The organism is Exiguobacterium sp. SH31 (assembly GCF_001816105.1).
Lineage (GTDB): Bacteria > Bacillota > Bacilli > Exiguobacteriales > Exiguobacteriaceae > Exiguobacterium > Exiguobacterium aurantiacum_A.
In genome coordinates this window covers 1-21,800 of the sequence record NZ_LYTG01000002.1, presented here as the reverse complement: position 1 = coordinate 21,800, position 21,800 = coordinate 1, and the positions used below count along the sequence as shown (strand labels likewise).

At 52.7% G+C, this 21,800-nt stretch carries 22 protein-coding genes; 3 read left to right on the top strand and 19 right to left on the bottom strand.

Annotation, left to right across the window (positions count from 1 at the left end; all coding sequences use genetic code 11):
* Positions 1-16: 16 nt before the first annotated feature.
* The 6 genes from A6395_RS00405 to A6395_RS00380 form a co-directional block, all read right to left on the bottom strand.
* Positions 17-1,507: a GGDEF domain-containing protein gene (locus A6395_RS00405; protein WP_071397406.1), complete on the bottom strand. Its 1,491-nt coding sequence runs from the start codon at positions 1,505-1,507 to the stop codon at positions 17-19.
* 168 nt (positions 1,508-1,675) lie between these two features.
* Entirely contained in the window at positions 1,676-3,076 is a 1,401-nt protein-coding gene (gene fumC, locus A6395_RS00400) for a class II fumarate hydratase (protein WP_071397405.1), read from the bottom strand.
* Positions 3,077-3,187: 111 nt separating this feature from the next.
* On the bottom strand, positions 3,188-3,577 hold the full coding sequence (locus A6395_RS00395; protein WP_071397404.1) for a reverse transcriptase-like protein: 390 nt from the start codon (positions 3,575-3,577) through the stop codon (positions 3,188-3,190).
* On the bottom strand, positions 3,558-4,340 hold the full coding sequence (locus A6395_RS00390; RefSeq protein WP_071397403.1) for a 5'-3' exonuclease: 783 nt from the start codon (positions 4,338-4,340) through the stop codon (positions 3,558-3,560). The genes A6395_RS00395 and A6395_RS00390 overlap by 20 nt, the downstream gene beginning before the upstream one ends.
* Positions 4,337-5,272, bottom strand: coding sequence for a CobW family GTP-binding protein (locus A6395_RS00385; RefSeq protein WP_071397402.1), 936 nt, complete (start codon positions 5,270-5,272; stop codon positions 4,337-4,339). Before A6395_RS00385 ends, A6395_RS00390 begins: the two co-directional genes overlap by 4 nt.
* A gap of 15 nt (positions 5,273-5,287) precedes the next feature.
* Positions 5,288-6,469 (bottom strand): DNA-binding protein, encoded by a 1,182-nt coding sequence (locus A6395_RS00380; protein WP_252100486.1) that lies wholly within the window; start codon positions 6,467-6,469, stop codon positions 5,288-5,290.
* A 157-nt stretch (positions 6,470-6,626) separates the two neighbouring features.
* Here A6395_RS00380 and A6395_RS00375 point away from each other — a divergent pair, with 157 nt between their 5' ends.
* On the top strand, positions 6,627-7,139 hold the full coding sequence (locus tag A6395_RS00375; protein WP_233589675.1) for a hypothetical protein: 513 nt from the start codon (positions 6,627-6,629) through the stop codon (positions 7,137-7,139).
* Between the two features lie 41 nt (positions 7,140-7,180).
* Here the strand turns inward: A6395_RS00375 and hfq are convergent, their stop codons facing one another.
* From hfq to A6395_RS00340, 7 genes are all read right to left on the bottom strand, one after another.
* The gene (gene hfq, locus A6395_RS00370; RefSeq protein WP_016509830.1) at positions 7,181-7,429 is read right to left on the bottom strand and encodes an RNA chaperone Hfq; all 249 of its coding nucleotides are present in this window, start codon (positions 7,427-7,429) and stop codon (positions 7,181-7,183) included.
* 12 nt (positions 7,430-7,441) lie between these two features.
* Complete coding sequence (gene miaA, locus A6395_RS00365) at positions 7,442-8,392, bottom strand: tRNA (adenosine(37)-N6)-dimethylallyltransferase MiaA (protein WP_070327357.1); 951 nt, start codon at positions 8,390-8,392, stop codon at positions 7,442-7,444.
* Positions 8,393-8,615: 223 nt separating this feature from the next.
* Complete coding sequence (locus A6395_RS00360; RefSeq protein ID WP_071397399.1) at positions 8,616-9,224, bottom strand: AmiS/UreI family transporter; 609 nt, start codon at positions 9,222-9,224, stop codon at positions 8,616-8,618.
* 112 nt (positions 9,225-9,336) lie between these two features.
* Positions 9,337-10,188 carry a PPK2 family polyphosphate kinase gene (locus A6395_RS00355; protein ID WP_071397398.1) on the bottom strand — a complete coding sequence of 284 codons (852 nt, stop codon included), beginning with the start codon at positions 10,186-10,188 and terminating at the stop codon, positions 9,337-9,339.
* Between the two features lie 130 nt (positions 10,189-10,318).
* The gene (locus A6395_RS00350; protein ID WP_071397397.1) at positions 10,319-11,848 is read right to left on the bottom strand and encodes a M4 family metallopeptidase; all 1,530 of its coding nucleotides are present in this window, start codon (positions 11,846-11,848) and stop codon (positions 10,319-10,321) included.
* A 179-nt stretch (positions 11,849-12,027) separates the two neighbouring features.
* Positions 12,028-13,026: an ABC transporter permease gene (locus A6395_RS00345; protein ID WP_071397396.1), complete on the bottom strand. Its 999-nt coding sequence runs from the start codon at positions 13,024-13,026 to the stop codon at positions 12,028-12,030.
* Complete coding sequence (locus A6395_RS00340; protein ID WP_070327361.1) at positions 13,019-13,939, bottom strand: ABC transporter ATP-binding protein; 921 nt, start codon at positions 13,937-13,939, stop codon at positions 13,019-13,021. Before A6395_RS00340 ends, A6395_RS00345 begins: the two co-directional genes overlap by 8 nt.
* 117 nt (positions 13,940-14,056) lie before the next feature.
* Here A6395_RS00340 and A6395_RS00335 point away from each other — a divergent pair, with 117 nt between their 5' ends.
* Positions 14,057-14,806 carry a GDSL-type esterase/lipase family protein gene (locus A6395_RS00335; protein WP_071397395.1) on the top strand — a complete coding sequence of 250 codons (750 nt, stop codon included), beginning with the start codon at positions 14,057-14,059 and terminating at the stop codon, positions 14,804-14,806.
* A 35-nt stretch (positions 14,807-14,841) separates the two neighbouring features.
* Here A6395_RS00335 and A6395_RS00330 read toward each other — a convergent pair whose 3' ends face one another.
* The gene (locus tag A6395_RS00330) at positions 14,842-15,513 is read right to left on the bottom strand and encodes a hypothetical protein (protein ID WP_071397394.1); all 672 of its coding nucleotides are present in this window, start codon (positions 15,511-15,513) and stop codon (positions 14,842-14,844) included.
* On the bottom strand, positions 15,500-16,630 hold the full coding sequence (locus tag A6395_RS00325; protein WP_071397393.1) for a mandelate racemase/muconate lactonizing enzyme family protein: 1,131 nt from the start codon (positions 16,628-16,630) through the stop codon (positions 15,500-15,502). The genes A6395_RS00330 and A6395_RS00325 overlap by 14 nt, the downstream gene beginning before the upstream one ends.
* A gap of 81 nt (positions 16,631-16,711) precedes the next feature.
* Between A6395_RS00325 and A6395_RS00320 the strand changes: the two genes are divergently transcribed.
* Positions 16,712-17,908: an HTH domain-containing protein gene (locus A6395_RS00320; protein ID WP_071397392.1), complete on the top strand. Its 1,197-nt coding sequence runs from the start codon at positions 16,712-16,714 to the stop codon at positions 17,906-17,908.
* A 15-nt stretch (positions 17,909-17,923) separates the two neighbouring features.
* Here A6395_RS00320 and nhaC read toward each other — a convergent pair whose 3' ends face one another.
* From nhaC to A6395_RS00300, 4 genes are all read right to left on the bottom strand, one after another.
* Positions 17,924-19,324: a Na+/H+ antiporter NhaC gene (gene nhaC, locus A6395_RS00315; RefSeq protein WP_370246370.1), complete on the bottom strand. Its 1,401-nt coding sequence runs from the start codon at positions 19,322-19,324 to the stop codon at positions 17,924-17,926.
* 162 nt (positions 19,325-19,486) lie between these two features.
* Entirely contained in the window at positions 19,487-20,584 is a 1,098-nt protein-coding gene (locus A6395_RS00310; protein WP_071397390.1) for an amidohydrolase, read from the bottom strand.
* 22 nt (positions 20,585-20,606) lie between these two features.
* Complete coding sequence (locus A6395_RS00305) at positions 20,607-20,951, bottom strand: DoxX family protein (protein ID WP_173647363.1); 345 nt, start codon at positions 20,949-20,951, stop codon at positions 20,607-20,609.
* A 54-nt stretch (positions 20,952-21,005) separates the two neighbouring features.
* Positions 21,006-21,800, bottom strand: a 795-nt coding sequence (locus A6395_RS00300; RefSeq protein ID WP_149038954.1) for a S1C family serine protease, incomplete at its 5' end; no start/stop codon positions are given.

Here is a 21,800-nt window from a genome sequence, read left to right as displayed (position 1 = left end):
ATTTCGATGTCTTTTTTCAATCTGGCAGTTTTTCAAGCCATTGCTCAATTTTTTTCGTGATAACATCATTATGGTTTTGCTCAGTCAAATCATCGTACAGCGTCCCGAGCTCGGTCGCCGTTCGCTTCGTGACGGCGAGGATATGGCTATACTTGCCGCGTTGTTCTTTCACGGCCGATAGCGTCCCTTTCGTCGCGGTCGATCCCGACTCGTCTAAGATGAACATCTCAACGTTGTCGTTACAGACGTATAAGTCGTACGGTCGATAGACGACCTCATAGCGCCGATGTTGTTTCGGTAGCTGTTCGGCGAGTGAGGCGTATTGCTGTGGACTCATTGTCACATAAGCGAGACGCTTCTCTTCACGAACCGCTGACGAGTACCGGATGATGCGGTTACGCCCGTCACGCTTCGCTTTATATAAGGCCTCGTCGGCATAGGCACACCATTCCCCTAGCGTCATCCCGGTCTCGCAGACACGCGTATAACCGATCGACACGGTGACATGGTGCTCATAAGGAAATTCCATCTGCTCAATCCGCGTCCTGACACGTTCGAGCACCGCGTCGACGATGGTCCGATCGGAAACGTTAAGGATGACCAAAAACTCTTCGCCGCCGTACCGAATCAACTCATCGCTCGACCGGATGGCTAGACGGATCTCTTCGGCGATGCGATGCAACACTTCGTCGCCATACGTATGGCCAAACGTGTCATTTAACTGCTTAAAGTGATCGATGTCTAAAAGTGCAAGCGTGAAGCTCTCTCCGGAACGTTCTAAGCGGGAGACGAACCGGCTGAACGTCGCTTTTAAGTATTTACGGTTAAAAGCACCCGTCAATTCATCGATGAGAAGCGCGTTCGAGACGAGCCGTGCCTTTTCAATATGTAAGCCGAGCCGGACAAGCCGTTCTTCCATCGGGATCCACGATTCCCAGTAATCATCAAAGCCGTATGAGTAAGCGGCCAAGCGGTAATGCTCATTCGTCCCGATGACGATGAGCGGCACATAGAGTTTCTTCATTTTGCTGACGAACGACTGAATGTCTCGCTCTGGAAAGTGTGGCCACAATTCGACATCCATGACGATAGCTTTCGGGACGTCTTCATAATCGTACTCGACCGCTTCTGCGATCGTCTGCAGAAACACCGGCCTCGCCCCTAACTTTTCAACTCTCGGTTTGTAGCGACTAAACGTAGAGAAACTACCCGATAAAATCAATACTAAGTCTTCATCTTCTTGTTCGATTCCCAAAACCGTATGAATATAACGTTTGACCGGCGCAATCAACGCAATCGCTTCTGACTGCGTCAAGACTGGCGGCAGCTCACGCACGTCAGACTCGACCCGGCTAAAAATCTCAAGAAGATGCATGAGTCGACGGTTTTTGACTTCCGTTTTCATCCAATCCAATAAAAATTCGATTTCGGTTTTTTGAATCTGTCTAGCTTCCGTGATTTTCGCCAAAATTCTATGTACTTGATCTGTGAGTTGATGTTGCTCCATGCCCGACCCCCCAGTTTCGTTCTCCCCGATATTCGCTTATGTCTCTGATTATGCGACTTCACTCGCGAAAATACAACTATTTCCTCATTAATTTCCTATTGTTTGACATTAGTCTAGTTCAAACGTCCTATAAAACCAAAAAAAGCGGTTCAACGACCGCTCTTCCTGTTATTTACCAACTTTTAGATTAGGTGATGTCATCTCTTCCGGACGAATCCACTGGTCGAACTGCTCTTCGGTCAATAGACCCGTCTCGAGCGCTGACTCTTTCAATGAGATGCCTTTATTATGGGCATGCTTGGCAATCTTCGCAGCATTTTCGTAGCCGATGTGCGGATTCAACGCCGTGACAAGCATAAGGGAGCGTTCGACGTTATGGGCGATCACAGCTAAATTCGGCTCAATCCCGACAGCACAGTGCACGTCGAACGAATGAAGGCTGTCTGTCAATAAACGGCACGTCTGCAAGAAGTTGTACATGATAACCGGCTTAAAGACGTTCAATTCGAAGTTCCCTTGGCTCGCACCGAACCCGATCGTCGTATCGTTGCCGAGCACTTGGGCCGCGACCATCGTCAACGCCTCACTTTGCGTCGGGTTCACTTTTCCAGGCATGATCGAGCTACCCGGTTCATTTTCAGGAATCGTAATCTCGCCAATTCCGGCACGGGGACCAGAAGCGAGCCAGCGCACGTCGTTGGCAATCTTCATCGCGTCCATTGCGAGCGCCTTCAACGCCCCGTGCGTGAAGACGAGTTGATCGTGACTCGTCAGTGCGTGGAACTTGTTCACGGCTGTCACGAAATGTTTACCGGTCTCAGTCGAAATTTTGGCAGCGACAACTTCACCGAAATCCGGGTGCGCGTTGATACCTGTCCCGACCGCTGTCCCTCCGAGTGCGAGTTCTGTTAACGGTTCAAGCGTCCGTTCAATCATCTGTTTTGACAGTTCCAGCATGCGGACCCAGCCGCTAATCTCTTGCCCGAGCGTGACCGGCGTCGCGTCCTGCAAGTGGGTGCGCCCGATCTTCACAACGTCCATATACGTTTCAGCTTTCTTCTCGAGCGTCGCGTGGAGCGCTTCGATGGCCGGAATGACTTTGTCCTCGACGGCGAGGATAGCGGCGATATGCATCGCAGTCGGATATGTGTCGTTTGAACTTTGTGATTTGTTGACGTCATCATTCGGATGAATCGTCAGCGTCTGCCCGCGTGCTTTTAACTTGTCGTTCGCCAAGTGGGCGATCACTTCGTTAACGTTCATATTGGATTGTGTGCCGGATCCTGTCTGCCAGACGACGAGTGGGAACTCGGCGTCATGATCACCCGCCACAATCTCATCTGCGACCTCGGCGATGATGTCCGCCTTACCCTGCTCGAGGACCCCTAATTCAGCGTTGGCCAAGGCCGCGCCTTTTTTCAGAATCGCGAACGCATGAACGACTTCGAGCGGCATTTTCTCCGTCCCGATTTTAAAGTTCTCTAAGCTTCGTTGTGTTTGTGCTCCCCATTTTGCTGAAGCTGGAACGTTGATTTCCCCCATCGTGTCCCGTTCGATCCGATAATCCATGAAAAATTCCCCCTCTTTTTTTGACTACGCTTTCATTTTAGCGAAATTTTTGCAAAAAAGAAACGTGCGCCTATGAGAATCGAAAAAAAGTCGAGACACGTCTCGACTTCTTCATCTGCCAAGCAGCGCTGCCTTTGCGACCGAGTCAGCCCGGTTGTCTGCCCGTTGGATCCACTTGATGAACGTGACCGGCAGTTCGTCGTAGGCGATCAACGCCTCGAGAAATAGCGGTTTGACCGATTTATCTTTCATAAAGCGCTGCTCGAGCGCTCGAACGATTGTCTCGGCGTCTGAATAAAACAGGAACGTCGACTCCCCTTCGAGCGCTTCTGCTTGTTTGAGCGCGAAGACGAGTGCCGCGAGCTCGGCTTGAACGCTCGATAGCCCGGTCCGCTTCTCTGTGAACGTAACGACCGTCCCATCGGACGCCTTTAGCCAGACACCGAGCCCGTTCTCCCCGGTCTGTTGATTCGTGGCCGCGTCAAAATAAACGTGAACCAAAGCGGTACGCCTCCCAGTCGGTCTCGATCGGAGCGTCGATATCGATTTGTGACAGACGCTTCGACAGCAACGCGACTTCTTCGTGACCGTCCAATTTTTTCGCATACTTTTGGTGTGCTTCAAGCAACTGTTCCGTTCGCAACAGCTCGTATAATTGTTCGACGGTATCGTATGACTGCACGAGGATCGTCGCCGTCTTCGGGCCGATTCCTTTGACGCCCGGAATGTTGTCCGACGCATCGCCTTGGAGCGCCTTCACATCGACGAACTGGAGCGGTCTCACCCCGTACGTCGCTTCAAACAATTCTCGGCTCATCAACAGTTCCTCGCCTTTTTTAGGGACAATTTGAAATACGTTCGAAGATAACAGTTGATGCAAGTCCCGGTCGGACGAATACATGTACGACTCTCCGGGAAACGCCGTCGCGACGGCCCCTATCAAATCGTCCGCCTCGTATCCGGCCAGCTCAGACTGAAAGATGCCGCGTTCCGTGAGCGCGGCCCGCAGTTTGACATAATCATGAAACAACGGCTCCGGTAGACCTGTCCGGGTCGCCTTATAGTCAGGGAACAAGGCGAACCGATGTGTTGTTTCAATCGGTCCGTCCCAAAAGAAAGCGATGTAGGTAAACTCGTTCGTCCAGCCGTCGACTTTACGGAGCAAACCTTTCAACGTCACTTCGGGGTCGAGCGCCCGGCGTCGTTCGGTCGCAAAATAATAACGTGATAATAAGTTAAAGCCATCTACTAGCATCAATCTCATCGTTCATTCACCTCACAAGCTTTCATCCCGCGTTCAAGCGCTTTCCGGTCAAGTTCTTTGCCGATCCAGACAAAAACAGACCGGGTATCGTCGCTCGGTTCATTGGCGAACGTCGCGCCCATCAACTGGTTCGTCGCCTGGACGACAAATTTTGAAGACTCGCCTTCAAGGCGGACGATCGCTTTGAGACGATAGACGTCTTGTTCATAGTGCATGAGCACTTCTCTGACGTAACGTGTGACCCGCTCGCGGTTTAACGGCACGTCGGTCGTGATCGTGATGGCCCGCAGCGTCGAGACGGACGTATGTCCGGCTGTCAGCTCGCCGAGCAGACGTTCATCGATGCGGGAGAGCTGGAACGTGTTCTCGAGTAACTCATACGCTCCGACCGTCTGTTCGGTCTCGATGACACGTACGGTCGGGTTCAATTCACGAATCCGGCCGTGGGCACGCTCGAGCTCGGTCTCGCTGACGAGATCGACTTTGTTGAGCAAGATCACATCGGCATAGGCGATTTGATGGATACCTTCGATGAACAGTTCGCGGTCCATCTGGCTCGCATCGACGACGGTCAAAATCGCCGTCAGTTTAAAGCGCGAGCGTAAGTAATCGTCGTAATAAATCGTCTGGATGATTGGGGCCGGGTCGGCAACACCTGTCGTCTCGATGACGATGCGATCGAACGACTCGCCTCGCGAGGCGAGTTGATAAAACGTCTTGCTCAAATCATTTTGGATCGAACAACAAATACAACCGTTCGACAGTTCGATCTGTTCTTGATCCATGTTGACGATCAATTGTTCATCAATGTTGACCGAGCCGAGCTCGTTGACGATCAAGAGCAATCGTTCGTCCGTCGCTTCTAAAAGACGGTTCATATATGTCGTTTTTCCGGCGCCTAAAAAGCCGGTCACTAATTGCACGGGAATCATGCCTTGCACCTCACTTTATAAATTTTCGTGGACCCGTGCCCACTTCTCGTAGCGAGCGTCCAACAAGTCGATCAAATGGAGCAGCCACCCTTCGGTCGTGGCCGGCAGGACGCTAGAACCCCATTCCCGTTTTCCGTGGTGGGACAAGATCATATGCCAAATCCGGTGGTGGACGTCAAGCGGCAACGTGATGCCGGCGGCTTGTTGACTCTTCTCGAACAACAGCCCTCCGTACGGCATATGTCCGACCAGACTCCCCATCGGATTGATGGCGATCCCTGTCGTCTCACTCGTGCCGGTGACGTAAAACAGCTGCTCGAACCGTCTCGGTGACGACAACAGATGACTGTATTCGAACAACTTGCCGATATCATGGAACAAGATACCGAGCGCGAGTTCGTCCCAGCGGAGCGGTTCTTTCAGTTCTGCCATCGCCTCACACGCCGTATAGAGCGACTCAAACGTCCCACGGAACGCCTGCTCGACTTTAACACCGTTCATCGTATTCCATACGTCTACTTTGTGCAACTGCTCGGCTTCTTTGATGATCCGGAACGCAGTCGCCAAATAATCGTCTTGCTCTTGGATGCGGTAACCGAGTCGCAACATGCAGACCGTATGTTTTAACAGTCCACCGACGTAGTTGTGGTGATGGTAGAGCGCAGCCGGGGCCAATACGAAATCGTCCCAATATTGATCGAGGAGCGCCAACGCGATCGCCTCATAGTCCGGAGACAGCGTCGACAAAATCGCGAACAGCTCTTCGGCATACTGATCGAACGTCTCGTCGCCTGGAAGTCCAGGTAAGAGCGACACCGCCTCGTCCCGGGACATCGGTTGGACACGATCGATCGTGATCGATTTGGCGCCGTCCGGCTTCGGATAGACGTCAATCTTTCCTTCTAATGCGATCACGCCCGATTCGTAAATCGGTAGCAGTTGGTCTTCGTTGCCCCGTAGCCAGTGTTTGGCCCGAATCAGCCCGCCAGACGTCGTCAAATTAAGTTGCAACCATTTGGCGCCAGACTTCCCTTCCCGCACCTCGACCGAACTGACGAGCGCATTCGTCTGAATCGGTGTCCCATCCGACAAATCTGGTAGCCGAAGCGTCGACTTCTCGACTTTCGGAACTTGAAACCGGGCCCGGTCGAACGTACCACCACCTGCGACCGCGTCGATCTGTTGATAATAATTCATGATATGACCCCCTTTTTCTTCTCTTTGCCCATTGTATCGTGTTTTATCGTTCGAGGCGAACATACTTTCGTTATTGGTCAGAAACTTGCGAGGAATATATTGAAAGCGCTTACCTATATTGTTACGATATAAGTAGTTACAAAAAGGGGGAATGATGATGATTTCACTACTAGACACGTATGAACGGTTGATCGCGACAGGGGAAGCGGCACGTTATGCAGATGTCCATCCAACGATTGACGGTATCCTTGAAGGGGCGGTCTGTCCCGTATCAGACAATGAGCTTGAACAGGCAGTCGCCGGTCACGCCGGAAATCCATATACGCACGACGACCTCATCGACTCGGTCGTCGCGCATGAGATGAAAGGGGCGATGGCCGCTTTAATCGTCTCAGGGTATCCGGTGCAAACACCGCTCGCGAAAGCGGTCGTCTTATCTGCCTTCGCCCGGACGAACCGGATGAATATCGATAAGCTGAAAGAGCTCGGTCACGCCGACCTGCTCGTCCGCATCCAGTCGGCCGACCGCTCGTGGAAACGGACGTATATGCACTTGTATCGGTCGAGTCCCGCCCAAATGTGCGAGCAACTCGACTCGTTGCTCGGTGGCTGCGCCATCCATCGCGTCCTCGAGGCGCTCCATGATGACCGCAACATAAAAACGGCATAAGAAAAGAGCGGTCCCCGGGCCGCTCTTTCCTTATGCTTCAATTAACCTTCCGTCATCTCGACCGCTTCCGGTTCGAACAACGTGACGTTCCGTGCTGGCGAGAACGTCGAAATCGCATGTTTATAAATCAACTGTTGGCGCCCTTCCGACTCGACGATCACTGTGAAGTTGTCAAATGATTTGATGACTCCGCGAATTTGGAAGCCACTGACTAAAAACACGGTCGTCGGAACCATCTCTTTGCGCAATTGGTTCAGAAAATGATCTTGGATGTTATAGCTTGCCTTCATGTTGCATTCCCCCTAGTCTATGTCTCGTTCAAATAATCGGAATTTTCGAAAAAACTCCTCAACCTCATCATAGATATTTTTATACGATAGTTCAAATGATTTCTTTCCCATATCTACCCAAATCCCATCAAATTGATGACGGAACCACGTTAATTGCCGTTTGGCAAACTGGCGTGTATGTTGTTTTAACGTCTCGGTCATCCGCTCTCGCGTCAGTTTCCCGTCTAAGTATGGTACGACTTCTTTATAGCCGATGGCCCGTAGCGCCTGTGTCTCACGGTACCCGGCACGCAATAGACGCTCGACTTCTTCGATTAGACCCGCTTCGATCATCAAATCGACGCGATGATTGATCCGCTCATATAAGACGTCGCGATCGGCGTGCAGGACGAACAACTTATAATCATAGTGCTCAGATGGGGCACTATCCATTGCCTGCTCGTCACCTGAGAGCGCGACTTCGAGGGCACGGATGACACGGCGGACATTATTTGGATGAATGATGTCGGCGCGCCTCGGGTCGAGGCCACGCAAGCGGTCGTGCAACGCCTCGGCGCCATGCGCTTCCGCTTCGGCTTCTAGCGCTGCACGCAGTTCCGTATCGACCGGTCGCTCCGTGAACTCGTAATCGTATAAAATCGCCCGAATATACAGGCCCGTCCCACCGACTACAATCGGCACTTTCCCGCGCGAGTAGATATCGTCGATCGCCGCGCGGGCGAGACGTTGAAATTTGGCGACGCTCATCGCCTCATCCGGGTCACAAATGTCGATCAAGTGATGCGGTACGCCTTCCGCCTCTTCGACCGTCACTTTGGCGGAACCGATATCCATTCCGCGGTACACTTGGACCGAGTCGCCTGATACGATTTCTCCGTCGAACGCCTTGGCGAGCTCGATGCCCGTCTTCGTCTTCCCGACTGCCGTCGGCCCGACGATCACGATGACTGGTGTCTTTTTCATCTCTGTCACTCCTCAAACGAAAGACCGTTCCTAAAAAAGGAAACGGCCCGTCAAATTCTTCTTTTAATTGTATCATCAAACACGACCGCAAACAGCATCCAACCGCAGATTAATAAACCGAGCAGTAAAATCAAGCCATCACTCATCTGTGACCGCCTCCTTTACCTACTTCATTCCCACTTTTCACACTTTAGACACAATTTAACATGCAAACTAAAAACGCTCAGGATGAGCGTTTTTGGTTTGCCGTCTCGACTTGGCGTTTGAACCGCGACATCGCGAAGCCAAAGTAGAGGACAGCCGTACCGCTCGCCGCCCACCAAATGACGTCATAGAGCGGCGTCATCAAATTGGCCAAGCCGAGCAATGCGGGTACGATCAACGTCAACCAAGCGAGGACGAAGGCGACGCGTGCTGTCACGCCGTCGATCGCTCGTTCCAGCGCCATCCCATAGAAGAACAATCCCCAAAGGAACGACCAGAACAACCACGTCACCGCGCCCATGCTGTCACCGTTCGCGAACCCGACGACGGCGTAAAATAGTGCTGAAATCGCGACGAACAGTGAGAACCAGCCGACACCGCGTCCGTCCAAGTTAAATATGAACGTCACACCGACGTACAAATACGTGAATGCGAACAAGTAAATACCTGCGTATCCAAACAGTTCTGACGGGCTCGCCCCGATGACGAGCCATGTCGCGATGAACGCCTGGAACATGCCGGTGAACAGGCTGAACACCCCGGCACTTTTCATATCGACTTTCCCAAACAGGACGAGGCTGTTAATGAACAGTGCCACGCCGCCGAACAACAAACTAATATTCCCCACAATGATTGCTCCTTTGTATAGATGTCTGACGTCTGATTCGATACGTCCACTGTACATTGGATTCGCTTTCAACGCAATAGGGAAATCAATCGTTTCAGCACACGACGCTCAATCATTCACTTTCTAATTCTTTAATCGCCTCGTCAATCTTTTCCTGCTCATCTTCTGTGAACGTCGGGAACTGCGGATTGATGTTCTCGAGCACGTCGATCATAACGGTCGAGACGATATAACGCGCGTACCAGTCATCGTCGGCCGGAAGAATATACCATGGTGCCTGGCTTGTCGACGTATTCGACAACATGTCTTCGAAGATGGCCTGGTAATCGTCCCAATGTCTCCGCTCCTCGACATCACTGAATGAAAACTCCCAATTCTTCTTCGGGTCTTTCAGCCGTTCGAGCAGACGATCGCGTTGCACTTCTTTTGAGACGTTAAAGAAAAATTTGATGACCTCAAAGCCGTTCTCCTTAAGATACTGCTCATAATCGTTAATCTGACGGTAGCGCACGGCCCATACGTTCTCTTCATCTGGGATCACCTCGTCGCCTAGTAGATCGTGGACGCGGGGTGCGATGACTTCTTCGTAATACGATCGGTTCAAAATACCGACTTGCCCCCGCTCCGGCATCAAATCGTGCATCCGCCATAAGTAGTCATGTTTCTTTTCGGTGTCCGACGGCTTTTGGAAGGCGTTCGTCTTCAACCCTTGGGCATTCAAGTTTGAGAAGATATAGCTGATCGCTTCATCTTTCCCCCCGGCATCTAGCGCCTGCAAGACGACGACGACACCCTTTTTAGCCTCAGCATATAGCTTCCAATGTAACTCTTTTAACCTGTCGACACTTTTTGGAATCAATTCCTCAGTCAACGTCTCATCAGACGGCCGGTCTTGCATGCTCGTTTGGAAGTCGCTCAAGCGAATTCCATTTTTATGGTCGATGCGAAATTGGTGAATATTCATAAATCCTCCTCTGAATCAGTTCAGTTTAAACTACAACCCTATTTACCCTCTTTTGCGAGTCTATCACCTACTAAACTAAAAACATCTCTTCCGCGCGGGAAGAGATGTCTGTCTACTTAATTGATTCCGATTAATAGATGCCGACTGCGTCAAACGATTTCGCGGCAGCGACGGCTTGTATGCTCGTCGAACCGTAAAGGTCTTTAGCCGATTGGACGACCGCTTGGCGAAGACTCGAGAAGTTCGAAGTCGGTGTCAAGTAGACCGTGAGGGCGCGGTAGTAGATGTCCCCCATCTCCATGACGCCGACACCTTGGACCGAGACACCGTAATGCGATCCGCCATTCCCTAACAAGTAGGCCGCTTTGTTGACGATTCCTGAGTTGATATGGACACCGCCATTGTCTTGCGTTCCTGTATAACGCACCGAATAGTGATCCGGGTCACCGTAAGCGGCCGGGTTCGACATCGAACGTAGAGCGTCCCCCGCAACGCCTGGCGTGTAGATATCCTCCCCGACCAACCAGTCAAAGTTCGATCCGACACTGTATTCAGCGACCGTACCAAAGATATCAGACACCGCTTCGTTGATCGCACCCGATTCATTCTGGTAAATCAAGCCGGCCGTGTACTCGGTGACAGCGTGTGACAACTCGTGGGCGACGACATCGAGCGCACCCGAGAGGTATGTGAACGTCTGTCCATCCCCGTCCCCGTAAACCATCTTGCTGCCGTCCCAGAACGCGTTGTTGTAACTGCGGCTGTAATGGACCGTCGAGTTGAGGGCCGCCCCGTTGTTGTCGTAACTATTGCGGCCGTAAGTGTTTTTAAAGAAATCGTACGTTTTCGTCGCATTCACGTGCGCACTGACCGCTGCCCGGTCATACGTCGTGTTCAACACGTTATCGACATCGGCCCAAAGTGATCCGGGAAGACGTGTCCGGTTTCCGGCATCGTACGTGTAGATGCCTTTACCGCGCGTCGAGTCTTGTAAATAGTAGTATGACCCGCTCTTCGTCGTCTTGAACGTCTGACTCTGTCCGAGCACGTCGATCCCCGTCCCGGTAAACGTCGTTCCGGTAATGCCGTTCGTCGGTTTGGCGTGGGCCAACTGGTTGTATTTGTTCAACACCTCGCCGCTCGTCGCATCGATGAAGTACGTCCAACGTGAGGGTTCCTCAGCATCGAGGATCGTCCCGGTCACCTCATAGGCATAAGCCGCTTCACCTTTGTTCGGGTAGATGACGAGTTCCGCTGCCGGCTCGAGCTCGTAGGCGCCTGTATGACCGACAAGTTCTTTATAGCGGGCGATCGCTTTTCGTTCGTTCAGTTTGATCGATTTATGTAGTCCTTTCAGTTGTTTCGTGTCATCGACGACCGTCTTCAATTGCCCGGCCTCGTCGACCACTCCGACGACGATACCGCCGAATACAGGAACACCGTCCACCGTTTGTTGAAGTTTGACGACTTGTCCGACTTTGTCGCGCTTCGATTCGATCGTCTTGAATTCTCCTTTCGCTTTGGAGAACTCTTTGACGATCGTCGCCGGCGCCTCAGTCGATGGTTTTGTCAACGCGCCTGTCTTCAGTTCTGCCGCCCCGGCGAATTGTGGAACGAGTAAGACGCCTGCAATCAGTGATGTCGATAAAACTTTTTTCATATGTGTTTCCCTCCTTATGTGGTGTCTCTTACTTTACATAGTTTCCCACAGTTAAGGAATCCAACTTATTGATTATTTTGACAATTCTAACTATTGAGACATTTAACCTATTCAGTCTTCCTGTTTAGTGCTTTCAACCGTATAAAAAAAGCGCCACCGGGATGGTGACACTTTCTCATTTAATAGACATCTTTTTGAGTGAAGTGATAGAACGCGTACGCCAAAGCCGCAAGCGACCAAGCAAAAATGACGATGAGCGAGAACGGCAGCGTCATCCCATCGATAGGCGGGGCTTGTCCCTCGAGATAGGTATGAAGACCGAAGTTGACGTTCACCAAGTATTTCGAGCTGTCCCAGTTCGAACCGAGCGACGTGAGGAGCGGTCCCGAAATGAGGATGGCCATCATGATCCCGATCCCGGTCGCCGTATTTTTGACGAGGACCGAAATCATGAGTGCGATCGTACCGACGGCCGCCACGACGAACCACGATAGACCGACCGACATGAGCAAGTATTGCCACATCGGCAACGTATGGACGAAGTCGGTCGAGAACGTCCCGGTCGCTGAGGCCTGGAATCCGGTCAAGATCGGTGCCGTCCAACCGTCCCATCCGAGCACGATCCCGGAAATGGCGTAACTGACGAACGCCGTGATGAAGATGAGGATCGATGTGTACAACAGCGTCGTCATCCATTTCGCCAACAAAATCTTAAAGCGCCGGACCGGACGTGACAACAGCGTCTTGATCGTCCCGTCATTATGCTCGCCGCTGACGATGTCTGCCATCAGAACGATGATGAACAGCGGCAGGACGAGCGTCGTCCCTTGGGAGAAGAAGACACGCATGAACGTCGGCGCCCCAGGATAACTCGGGTTGATGTCGTTATCTAAGTAGTATTGATTTTGTTGCACTTGGAACTCGAGGATTTGCCGGAACTCGTCTTGGACGTTCGCCGAGGCGAGCCGGTTTTGCGTATCGACGATCTCTTGCTGCAAGTCGACACGCCAGTCGATCGTCCCTTGCTCTTCACGCTGCTTCTCGATTTGACGATAGTTGGCGTACGTGAACATCGAGACGAGTACGACGAGGATGACCGAGACGACCAATAGTCGTCGCTTATTATGGATCTTCAACACTTCGTTACGAATCAGGCCGAGTAAAGATGGATTAGACAATATGGTCACCCCCGGTCAATGTGATAAACAGTTCTTCGAGCGTCTGAACACGTCGTTCGAGACCAAAGACTTCCACATCTCGATCAAGCAAATAACGATTTAATCGGGCCGTGTCTTCTAAGTTCATCGAGACACGGATCGTCCGTTCGTCGACGACGTCCGCCTGCTCGATCGATTCAAAACCACGAACAATCGGCAACACTTCAAAACTGTCCGCCACGTGAACGTCGACCGTCGACGCCAATTCATTGATCAGCTCTTGAACGGTACCGACTTTCACAATCTTGCCGCGCGACATGATGGCGACACGGTCAGCGAGCAACTCAATTTCCGCCAAGATGTGGCTTGAAACGAGCACACTGAGTCCGGTTTCTTCGACGAGGCGACGGATAAACAGTCGCAAATCACGGATACCCATCGGATCGAGCCCGTTCGTCGGTTCATCTAAAATCAAGACACGCGGGTTGTTGAGCATCGCTTGCGCGATCCCAAGCCGTTGGCGCATCCCGAGCGAGTACGTCTTCACTTTGTCATCGATCCGGGCCGTCAAATCGACGAGGTCGATCACTTCTTGAATCCGGGCCTCCGTGATACCCGGTAACATGCGCGCGAACACGTTCAAGTTCTCGCGGCCACTCAAAAACTTATACAGCTCGGGATTCTCGACAATCGCCCCGATCTGGTTCATCGCTTGGACGAACTGGCGCTCGACGCCAAAACCGCAAATCGAGACGGACCCTTTCGTCGGTTTGATCAAGCCGACGATCATCCGGATCGTCGTCGTCTTACCAGCACCGTTCGGTCCTAAAAAGCCGAACACTTCCCCAGGAAACACATCGAACGAGATATCGTCGATGATGGTTTTTTTCCCGATTACTTTTGTCAAATGGTCTATTTTCAATGTTGGTTGCATCGTCTCACCTCAACTCTATTCTAGCGGACTCGTCCGCTTCTGTCCTATTCGAACATTCACATAGGGCAGGTTCAAATATATTTGATATGATGGTTACATAGAAAGTGAGGTCATCAGATGAAAAATGGGAAATGGTATGCCTTTTTAATCGGCTCTGTCTTGTTGACGGCAACGGCTTTGTTTGGTCTTTGGATTGGGTATCAAGACATCGTCAACCCGCCGGAGCGTACGCTCTCGGTCAGCGAAGATACGAGACCTGAACCAGACGGCGAAATTTTCGTCGCTCTCGGTGATTCAATCACACGCGGCGTCGGTTCGACGTCAGGCGCCGGTTACGTTCAACCGGTCAGCGCAGCTCTCGAAGACCAAGATATCCGCACACAAAACTTGGCCATATCGGGGGCACGCACCGAGGACCTGCTCGCTCAGCTCGCTCAGCCGGAAGTTCAGCGGACAATCAAAAACGCCCGCTACATCACGCTCACGATCGGCGGCAACGACCTGTTCAACCGGGGCGAAAACGTCGATAACTTCGAATCTGTCGATATCGAACAAGTCGTCACGGACGCTAAAGCAAACTTAAATGATATCTTTGCAGAAATCCGTGGTCTGAACGACACGGCTCAAATCGTCTATATCGCGCTTTACAACCCGTTCCCCGAGAACACGAACGGACAGGCGTTCAACCAGCTGATTCTCGACTGGAACGCTGCGGCGGCTAACCTTGGGAATACGTACCGCATCGACGTGATCGATCCGTTCGCGTACGTGAGCGACGTCACCCGAGACCTCGCAAGCGATCAGTTCCACCCGAGCGATCGGACGTATGAAAAACTTGCCGATGACATTTTATTTATCCTCGACTAAACACGTTTGGCCTGATCACATGGATCAGGCCATTTTTACCGTTCATATTGGATAAGCCACGTCTCGTCGACTCGTTTCATCGCCGTGCCGTACCAACCCGTCTTCAATAATTCGACTTGGCCGTCCGTATCACTCATCTCAAGCCACGCCGTCTCACCTAACGGTCGCCAACCCGCATGCAGTTCTTTCATAAAGATATAACGAAGTTTACCGCCATACTTTTGTTTGAGTGCGCCGATTCTTAGGCCCAGGACAAACTTGTCCTTCAAGCTCGGGATGTTGAACGGGGCGACGGTCGCACAGACGAGGTCAAACCGCTCGTCTTGGCTCAATTCTTCCATCAACAGCTTCCCTAAATGTTGCTGCAAACGGTAGCCCCGATAAGACGGATCGACGTTCGTCACCTCTTGGTAGATGATGCGATCGAGTTCATCCTCACGCCGCCCGATGTCACGACCTAAATGTTCGTCATCGAGCGGCGGGATGAGCAACGCCCGAAACGCAATCAACGCATCTTTGTGGAACGCGCCGATGATCGTCTGATCCGACAACAGCTTCATGAATTCGTCTGTCGTGAGCGCTTGGTAATGGCTACCTTCGGCAAGATCAGCAATCACGGTTTGTTGCACCGCTTCGATGGCCGTCAAGTCCATATCGGTCAAATGCCGAACGTCGAGTTCAAGTCCATTGCATTCACCGTGCCACATGATCGGCGCCTCCGACTTCATAGTAATCGGTCGTCAGGCGACGGAGCACGTCCTCATCGACGTCGACACCGAGACCCGGACGGTCGTTCAAGTGGATGAACGGTAAATCGTACGTCAAATTGCCGACGTCCGTAGCGAACCGGAGCGGGCCGGTCAGTTCGACCGATTGAACGATTTTGCTCGAGAACGCGACGTGAAAGCCCGCGCTCGAAGCGATCGACGATTCGACCATCGAGCCGATTTGACACTCGATACCGGACATCTCGGCCATATGGACGAGTTTTTTCGCCGGATAGATGCCGCCGCACTTCATCAATTTCACGTTCACTTTATGCGCCGCTTGCATCATCGTCAAGCGGCGCATGTCGGCGACACCCCGTACCCCTTCGTCAATCATAAGCGGGACCGATATTTTGCCTTTAACTTCGAGCATTCCTTCAAAATCGTCGGCTTTGACCGGTTGCTCGACCCAATCGATATCAAACGGTTCGAGCTTACGCATCGCCTGCAGCGTCTTCGCCGCGTTTACCCAGCCTTGGTTGACATCAACACGGATTGGGACGTCAGGACCGACCGCTTGCCTTACTGCCGCGACACGACGGACGTCCGAGGCGACATCGACGCCGACTTTCATTTTGACGGCCGTGTAACCTTCTGCGACCTGTTCCGACGCTTCCGCCGCCATCGCTTCAGGCTCACCGATACTTAAGACGTGTGTGACCGGGAAGGCGTCGTGATAGCGTCCGCCGAGCAACTCGTAGATGGGTTGTCCGAGCTTCTTCCCGATCAAGTCATGGCAAGCAATGTCGAGCGCTGCCTTGGCCGCTGGAACGTCACGGATGGCCCGGTCCATCTCGTCGTGAATCCGTTCTAGATGCATCGGGTTCCGTCCGATCAACAGTGGACCGAGCAAGTGGCGAATGACACTGATCGTACTCTCAAGCGACTCGCCCGTCACGTGTTCGTCGGCAACCGCCTCACCGTACCCGACGAGACCGCATTCGGTCGTCATCTTGACGATTACCGACGGCATGACGTCATAGCGATGGTAGCTGACGATGAACGGGACTTTGAGCGGTAGTTCAATCGCAAACAGTTCTATTTTTTCTAGTTTCATGATAAGTGCTCCTTTACATTTAAAAGTTCATTGTATATATTGTCGTTAAATAGTCGCTAAATTGCAAGGAGGAGTTTTCGCATGTCGCTTCATTTAGCAATCGTCGGTTCAGCCGACTTCGTCGCTACCATCACAGCGCTGGCCCCTGATTATGAAGATGTTCGCTTCGCCTACTATACGTATAAACATCCGCACGAGGCGGCCACGATCGCCAAACAACTCGGTTCGTTCGACGGCGTCTTCTTCTCGGGATCGTTCCCTTATTCGTACGCGCTACCTTATCTCAGTACGAATATGGCGCACCACGTCGTCCAAGACGAGACCGTACTGTTGACGACGCTCCTGTCGGCGGCGCTCACTCGTGCCGTCTCCCTCGAACACGTGTCGATCGATGTGATCGAGCCGAAACGATTGGCGGCGATTTTATCGTCTCTCCCCGAAGTGACGACCCCACCTCATTTAATGAAGATTCATCCTGGCGTCGACTTTCAAGACGTATTCGCGTTTCACGCGAGCTTACAACCCGCTCAAACGAACTTGGCCTTGACGAGCATCGAGCGTGTCCACCGCCAATTGCAGGAGCAAGGCTACGAGAGTCAGCTCATGATCGAGCCACCGAGTACGATCCGGTACCACCTCGAGCAACTGATTCAACGTGTTCGTCAACTATTGGCGGACAACGCTCAATTTTCAATCATTTTATATGATACCGATTCTGAGGCGCTCCGCGACCATTTGGCTACGGTTCACTATATCGGCGGACATCTCGAAACGACGGATGGTCCCTCGACCGCTCTGTTGACGACGAAAGGCGAGACGATCAACGCCCTCGAAGAAAACACGCTCGCCCCCGCGTCTTTTGACTCTTCAATCGGGATCGGCTACGGCACCCAATACCAACAAGCTTACGAACATGCACAAATCGCCTTGTCTGCAGCCACCGACGAACGAGTCCGCATCGTTGACGACTCGAAGCGATTGTCTTTCCCAAAACGCGACGACGTGACTTCTTACCGTGTGACCGAAGAAGTTGCGTTCGATATCGTCAAACAAGTCGGCATCAGCCCGGCCAACGCCGGCAAGATCATCCGATTCTCGAAACGCAAACTCGAGTTCACCGCCAAAGAGCTGACCGACTACTTGAACGTCTCGCGACGGACGACCGAGCGACTCATCAAAAAACTACACGACGCATACCTTGTCAGCGTCATTGGTGAAGAAATGAGTTACGCCCAAGGCCGCCCCCGTGCCGTCTATAAATTCAATTTCCCGGCCTAGAGGGCCGGGAAATTTTTATAATGCCGCTTGATCTTCGACTTGTGTTTCTGCTTGCAACACCGTGATCCGTTCGATCGTGAACCCTGTGAACGCATAGATGATCGAGATGACCGGGACGACGAAGTTGAGCACGGCGTAAGGCGCGTACTCGAACGCCCCGACACCGAGCGTCCCGAGAATGAACACCCCGCACGTGTTCCACGGGATGAACACTGACGTCAGCGTGCCGCCGTCCTCGAGCGCCCGGGACAAGTTCTTCGAGTGGAGCCCCATCTTCTCATAGGCCCCGGCAAACATGCGTGCCGGCACGACGATCGATATGTATTGCTCGGAACACGTCGCGTTCGTCGCAATCCCGGCAAGAATCGTCGACGCGATCATCGAGCCGGCCGTCTTCGCCAGTTTGACGATCTGGTTCATGATTGATTGCAGCATCCCCGAATACTCCAAAATCCCCCCGAACGTCATCGCGACGATCGTCATCGAGACGGTATACATCATCGCGTCGAGCCCACCTCGACTGAATAAATTATCGACGAGCTCATTGCCGGTGTCGATCACATAGCCGCTTTGAAGCGCACCGACGCTATCCGAGAGCGATCCGCCTTGAATGACAACTTGGGCCAGGAAGCCGAGCGCGATCCCGACGACGAGTGCCGGGATGGCCGGTACTTTTTTCGTGACGAGCACGATGACCGCGAGCGGAATCAGTAGCAACCAAGGCGAAATGACGAAACTGTCCTCCAAAATGCCGAGCGTCTGCACGATATCTGAAGGATTCGTCGCCGTATCATTGAAACGCGTCCCGAGCCACCAATAGACGCCGAGCGCGATGATGAGTCCTGGAATCGTCGTATAAAGCATATGACGGATGTGGACGAACAAGTTCGTATGCGTCAAACCGGCCGCAAGGTTCGTCGTATCCGACAGCGGCGACATCTTATCGCCGAAGTAGGCGCCCGAGATGACGGCACCTGCGACCATCGGCGCCGGAATCCCCATGCTGAGCCCAATGCCCATCCCGGCGACACCGATCGTCCCCATCGTCGACCACGAACTGCCGATCGATAAAGCAACGACCGCACAGATGAGACAGATCGTCACGAGGAAGTAGGCCGGCGAGATGATCTTCAACCCAAAATATATCATCGTGGCGACAACGCCTCCCCCGATCCAGGCGCCAATCGTCAAACCGACCAAGATGATGATGACGACCGCCGGCAAGGCGAGCCGTATCCCCTTGTACATCATCTCCTCGATGTCTTTCCATTTGTAGCCGTGACGCCACGCGACAAGCGAAGCGGTCGCCGTCCCGACGATGAGCGGGATGTGTGGCCCTTGCTCGAGTTTGACGATGGCGACGAGCATGACCCCAATCATGACAAGTAGCGGCAACAACGCCCAACCAAGCTTCATGTCTTGCCTGTTCCCCTGCAGTTCCATGTAAATTCCTCCCCGTTAGCGAAAATTCAGAATTGTCGTTATATTGTCGCTAATGAAATTATGATAACGCTTACATGAGGAGTTGGCAACAAAAAAATGGACGGCAAGCTGACGCCCCGTCCATTTCGTTTCACTTTATCGTATTGCAACCGCTCGGCGTAGCGTCTCGGCGAGCAAAGCCGCCCCTTCAGGCAAGACGTCGCGGTCGAACGTCATCTGCGGGTGATGCAGTCCCGGCGTCAAATTTGCCCCGATCCCGATCATCGTGGCATCGAGTCCCGGTTTCTCGACCGTGTAAAAATGAAAATCGTCACTTCCCGACGTCACGATGCGATTGACGAGCGCGTCCTCGCCATGGAGTGCGATGATCGCTTCTGCTGTAATCCGGCTCGAGTGTTTCCCGATCTCGGCACCCGGCGTGAAGTCTTGCCATTCCAACTCGATCTCGACGCCATGCAGCACGCTAATTTGATGCAATATCGTCTCGAGACGGTCACGAAGCTCGAGCAGTTCTTTGTTTTGTTGGGCCCGCACGTCAATCGAGAACGTGGCGTTGCCCGGAATGATGTTCATGTTGTCACTTCCTGCCTGGACACCGGTCAGCTTGATCGAATGCGGCTCAAACGGCGACAGATAGATGCTTTTCAACATCTGTTGAATCGTGAAGACGACGTCGAGCGCATTCTGACCTTGGTGTGGCCTCGCACCGTGGGCATCGTCCCCGATGATCCGTCCTTTCAAGAACAAAGCGGCGCCGTGTTGAATCGCAGCGGCGTATTGGCCGCGCTTCAGCTCTTCGAGCGGGCGCAAATGAATGCCGTACAAGTGGCTGACATCGTCAAGTGCCCCTTTATTGATCATCGCGAGCGAGCCGTTACCTTGTTCTTCCGCCGGTTGGAAGATAAAGCGGATCCGTTTCGAGAGCGCCTCGTCCTTTAACAGCTCGAGCGCGCCGAGCACCATGCTTATGTTGGCGTCGTGGCCGCACGAATGATTAGCCCTGAACTCTCCGTCGACTTGTTGCCATAAGGCATCGATATCGGCTCGGACGGCGATAACGTTGGCACCGGTGCCGATTTCAGCGATGACACCCGTCACGTCGTCAAACGTCTCGTGACGCACGTTCCATGACGCCAAGATGTCCGCAATCGTCTTCGTCGTCTTTTCTTCTTTCCAACTCACTTCCGGATGAGCATGAAAATGCTCGAACCAGTTCAGTACGTTCGTAGTCATGATTGATTCCCCCGTTATGTAGTCACAGTTTCTTGACGCCTTTGATCAACACCCATTGCAGCGGCAGTCGACCCCATGTCACCCATTTTGGTAACGTCTTGCCCCCGATCCGGGATGGTTTGAGTGCCATATTGATGTTTGCCGGGAACACGGCAATCAAAAAAGCTGGCAACGTCTTCTTGACGAAACCGGTCCCTTTGTTCAAGAGCAACAACACGCCATAGACGACTTCAATCACACCGCTAGCCTGTACCATGAAGCGCTTGAACGGCCATGATTTCGGAATAATCGACATGAAGGCGCGCTCTTGAACGAAATGCATGATGCCGGCCCCTAAAAATAACACACCGTATAACTTACGAATCACGTTATCCCCTCCTTTTTCTAAGCATAACAAAAAAGATGGGCATCGTGCCCATCTTTACAACGCGTCTCCGTTCGCATTTTGAATCTCGACATCGACCGTTTCGGTCTTGCCGTCCCGGACGTACTCGATCGTGACGACGCCGTCCGTGTCACGAATCAATTCGCTCCGCAAATCGATGAACGAGGACACGGGTTGATCGTTGATTTTGACGATGACGTCACGAGCCTCAAGGCCCGCTGCCGCCGCCGAACTGTCCGCCTGCACGTCGACGATAATCGTCCCGGCCGTCACCGACTCCGGTAGCTTGATCTGTTCAGTCAAATAACCAGGCGGGAACTCATTAACGTCACGCAATGAGACACCGAGCGACGGATGGTTTACTTCTCCGGTCTGCTCAATTTGATTGATGAGCGGCAACGCGATGTCGACCGGAATCGAGAAGCCGACCCCTTCGACAGAATCGGTCGCGATTTTCATCGAGTTGATCCCGATCAACTGACCGGATTCATTGATCAACGCCCCACCAGAGTTACCAGGGTTGATGGCCGCATCCGTTTGGATGACTTCGGCATTGAAGTCGGCTTGTCCGTTCTCGTCCGTATCGACCGGTACGAGACGCGACGTCGAAGAGACGATCCCGCGTGTGACCGAGTTCTCAAACTGTCCGAGCGGGTTACCGATGGCGATGACCGTCTGCCCCGGTTTCAATTCGCTCGATTTCCCGATTTTAATCACAGACGATACGTTGTCCGCGTCGACTTCGAGCACGGCCAAATCGTACGTCGCATCGCTTCCCATAAGCTTCGCCTCAGCAGTTGAACCGTCGTTGAACGTGACGGTCAGACGGTC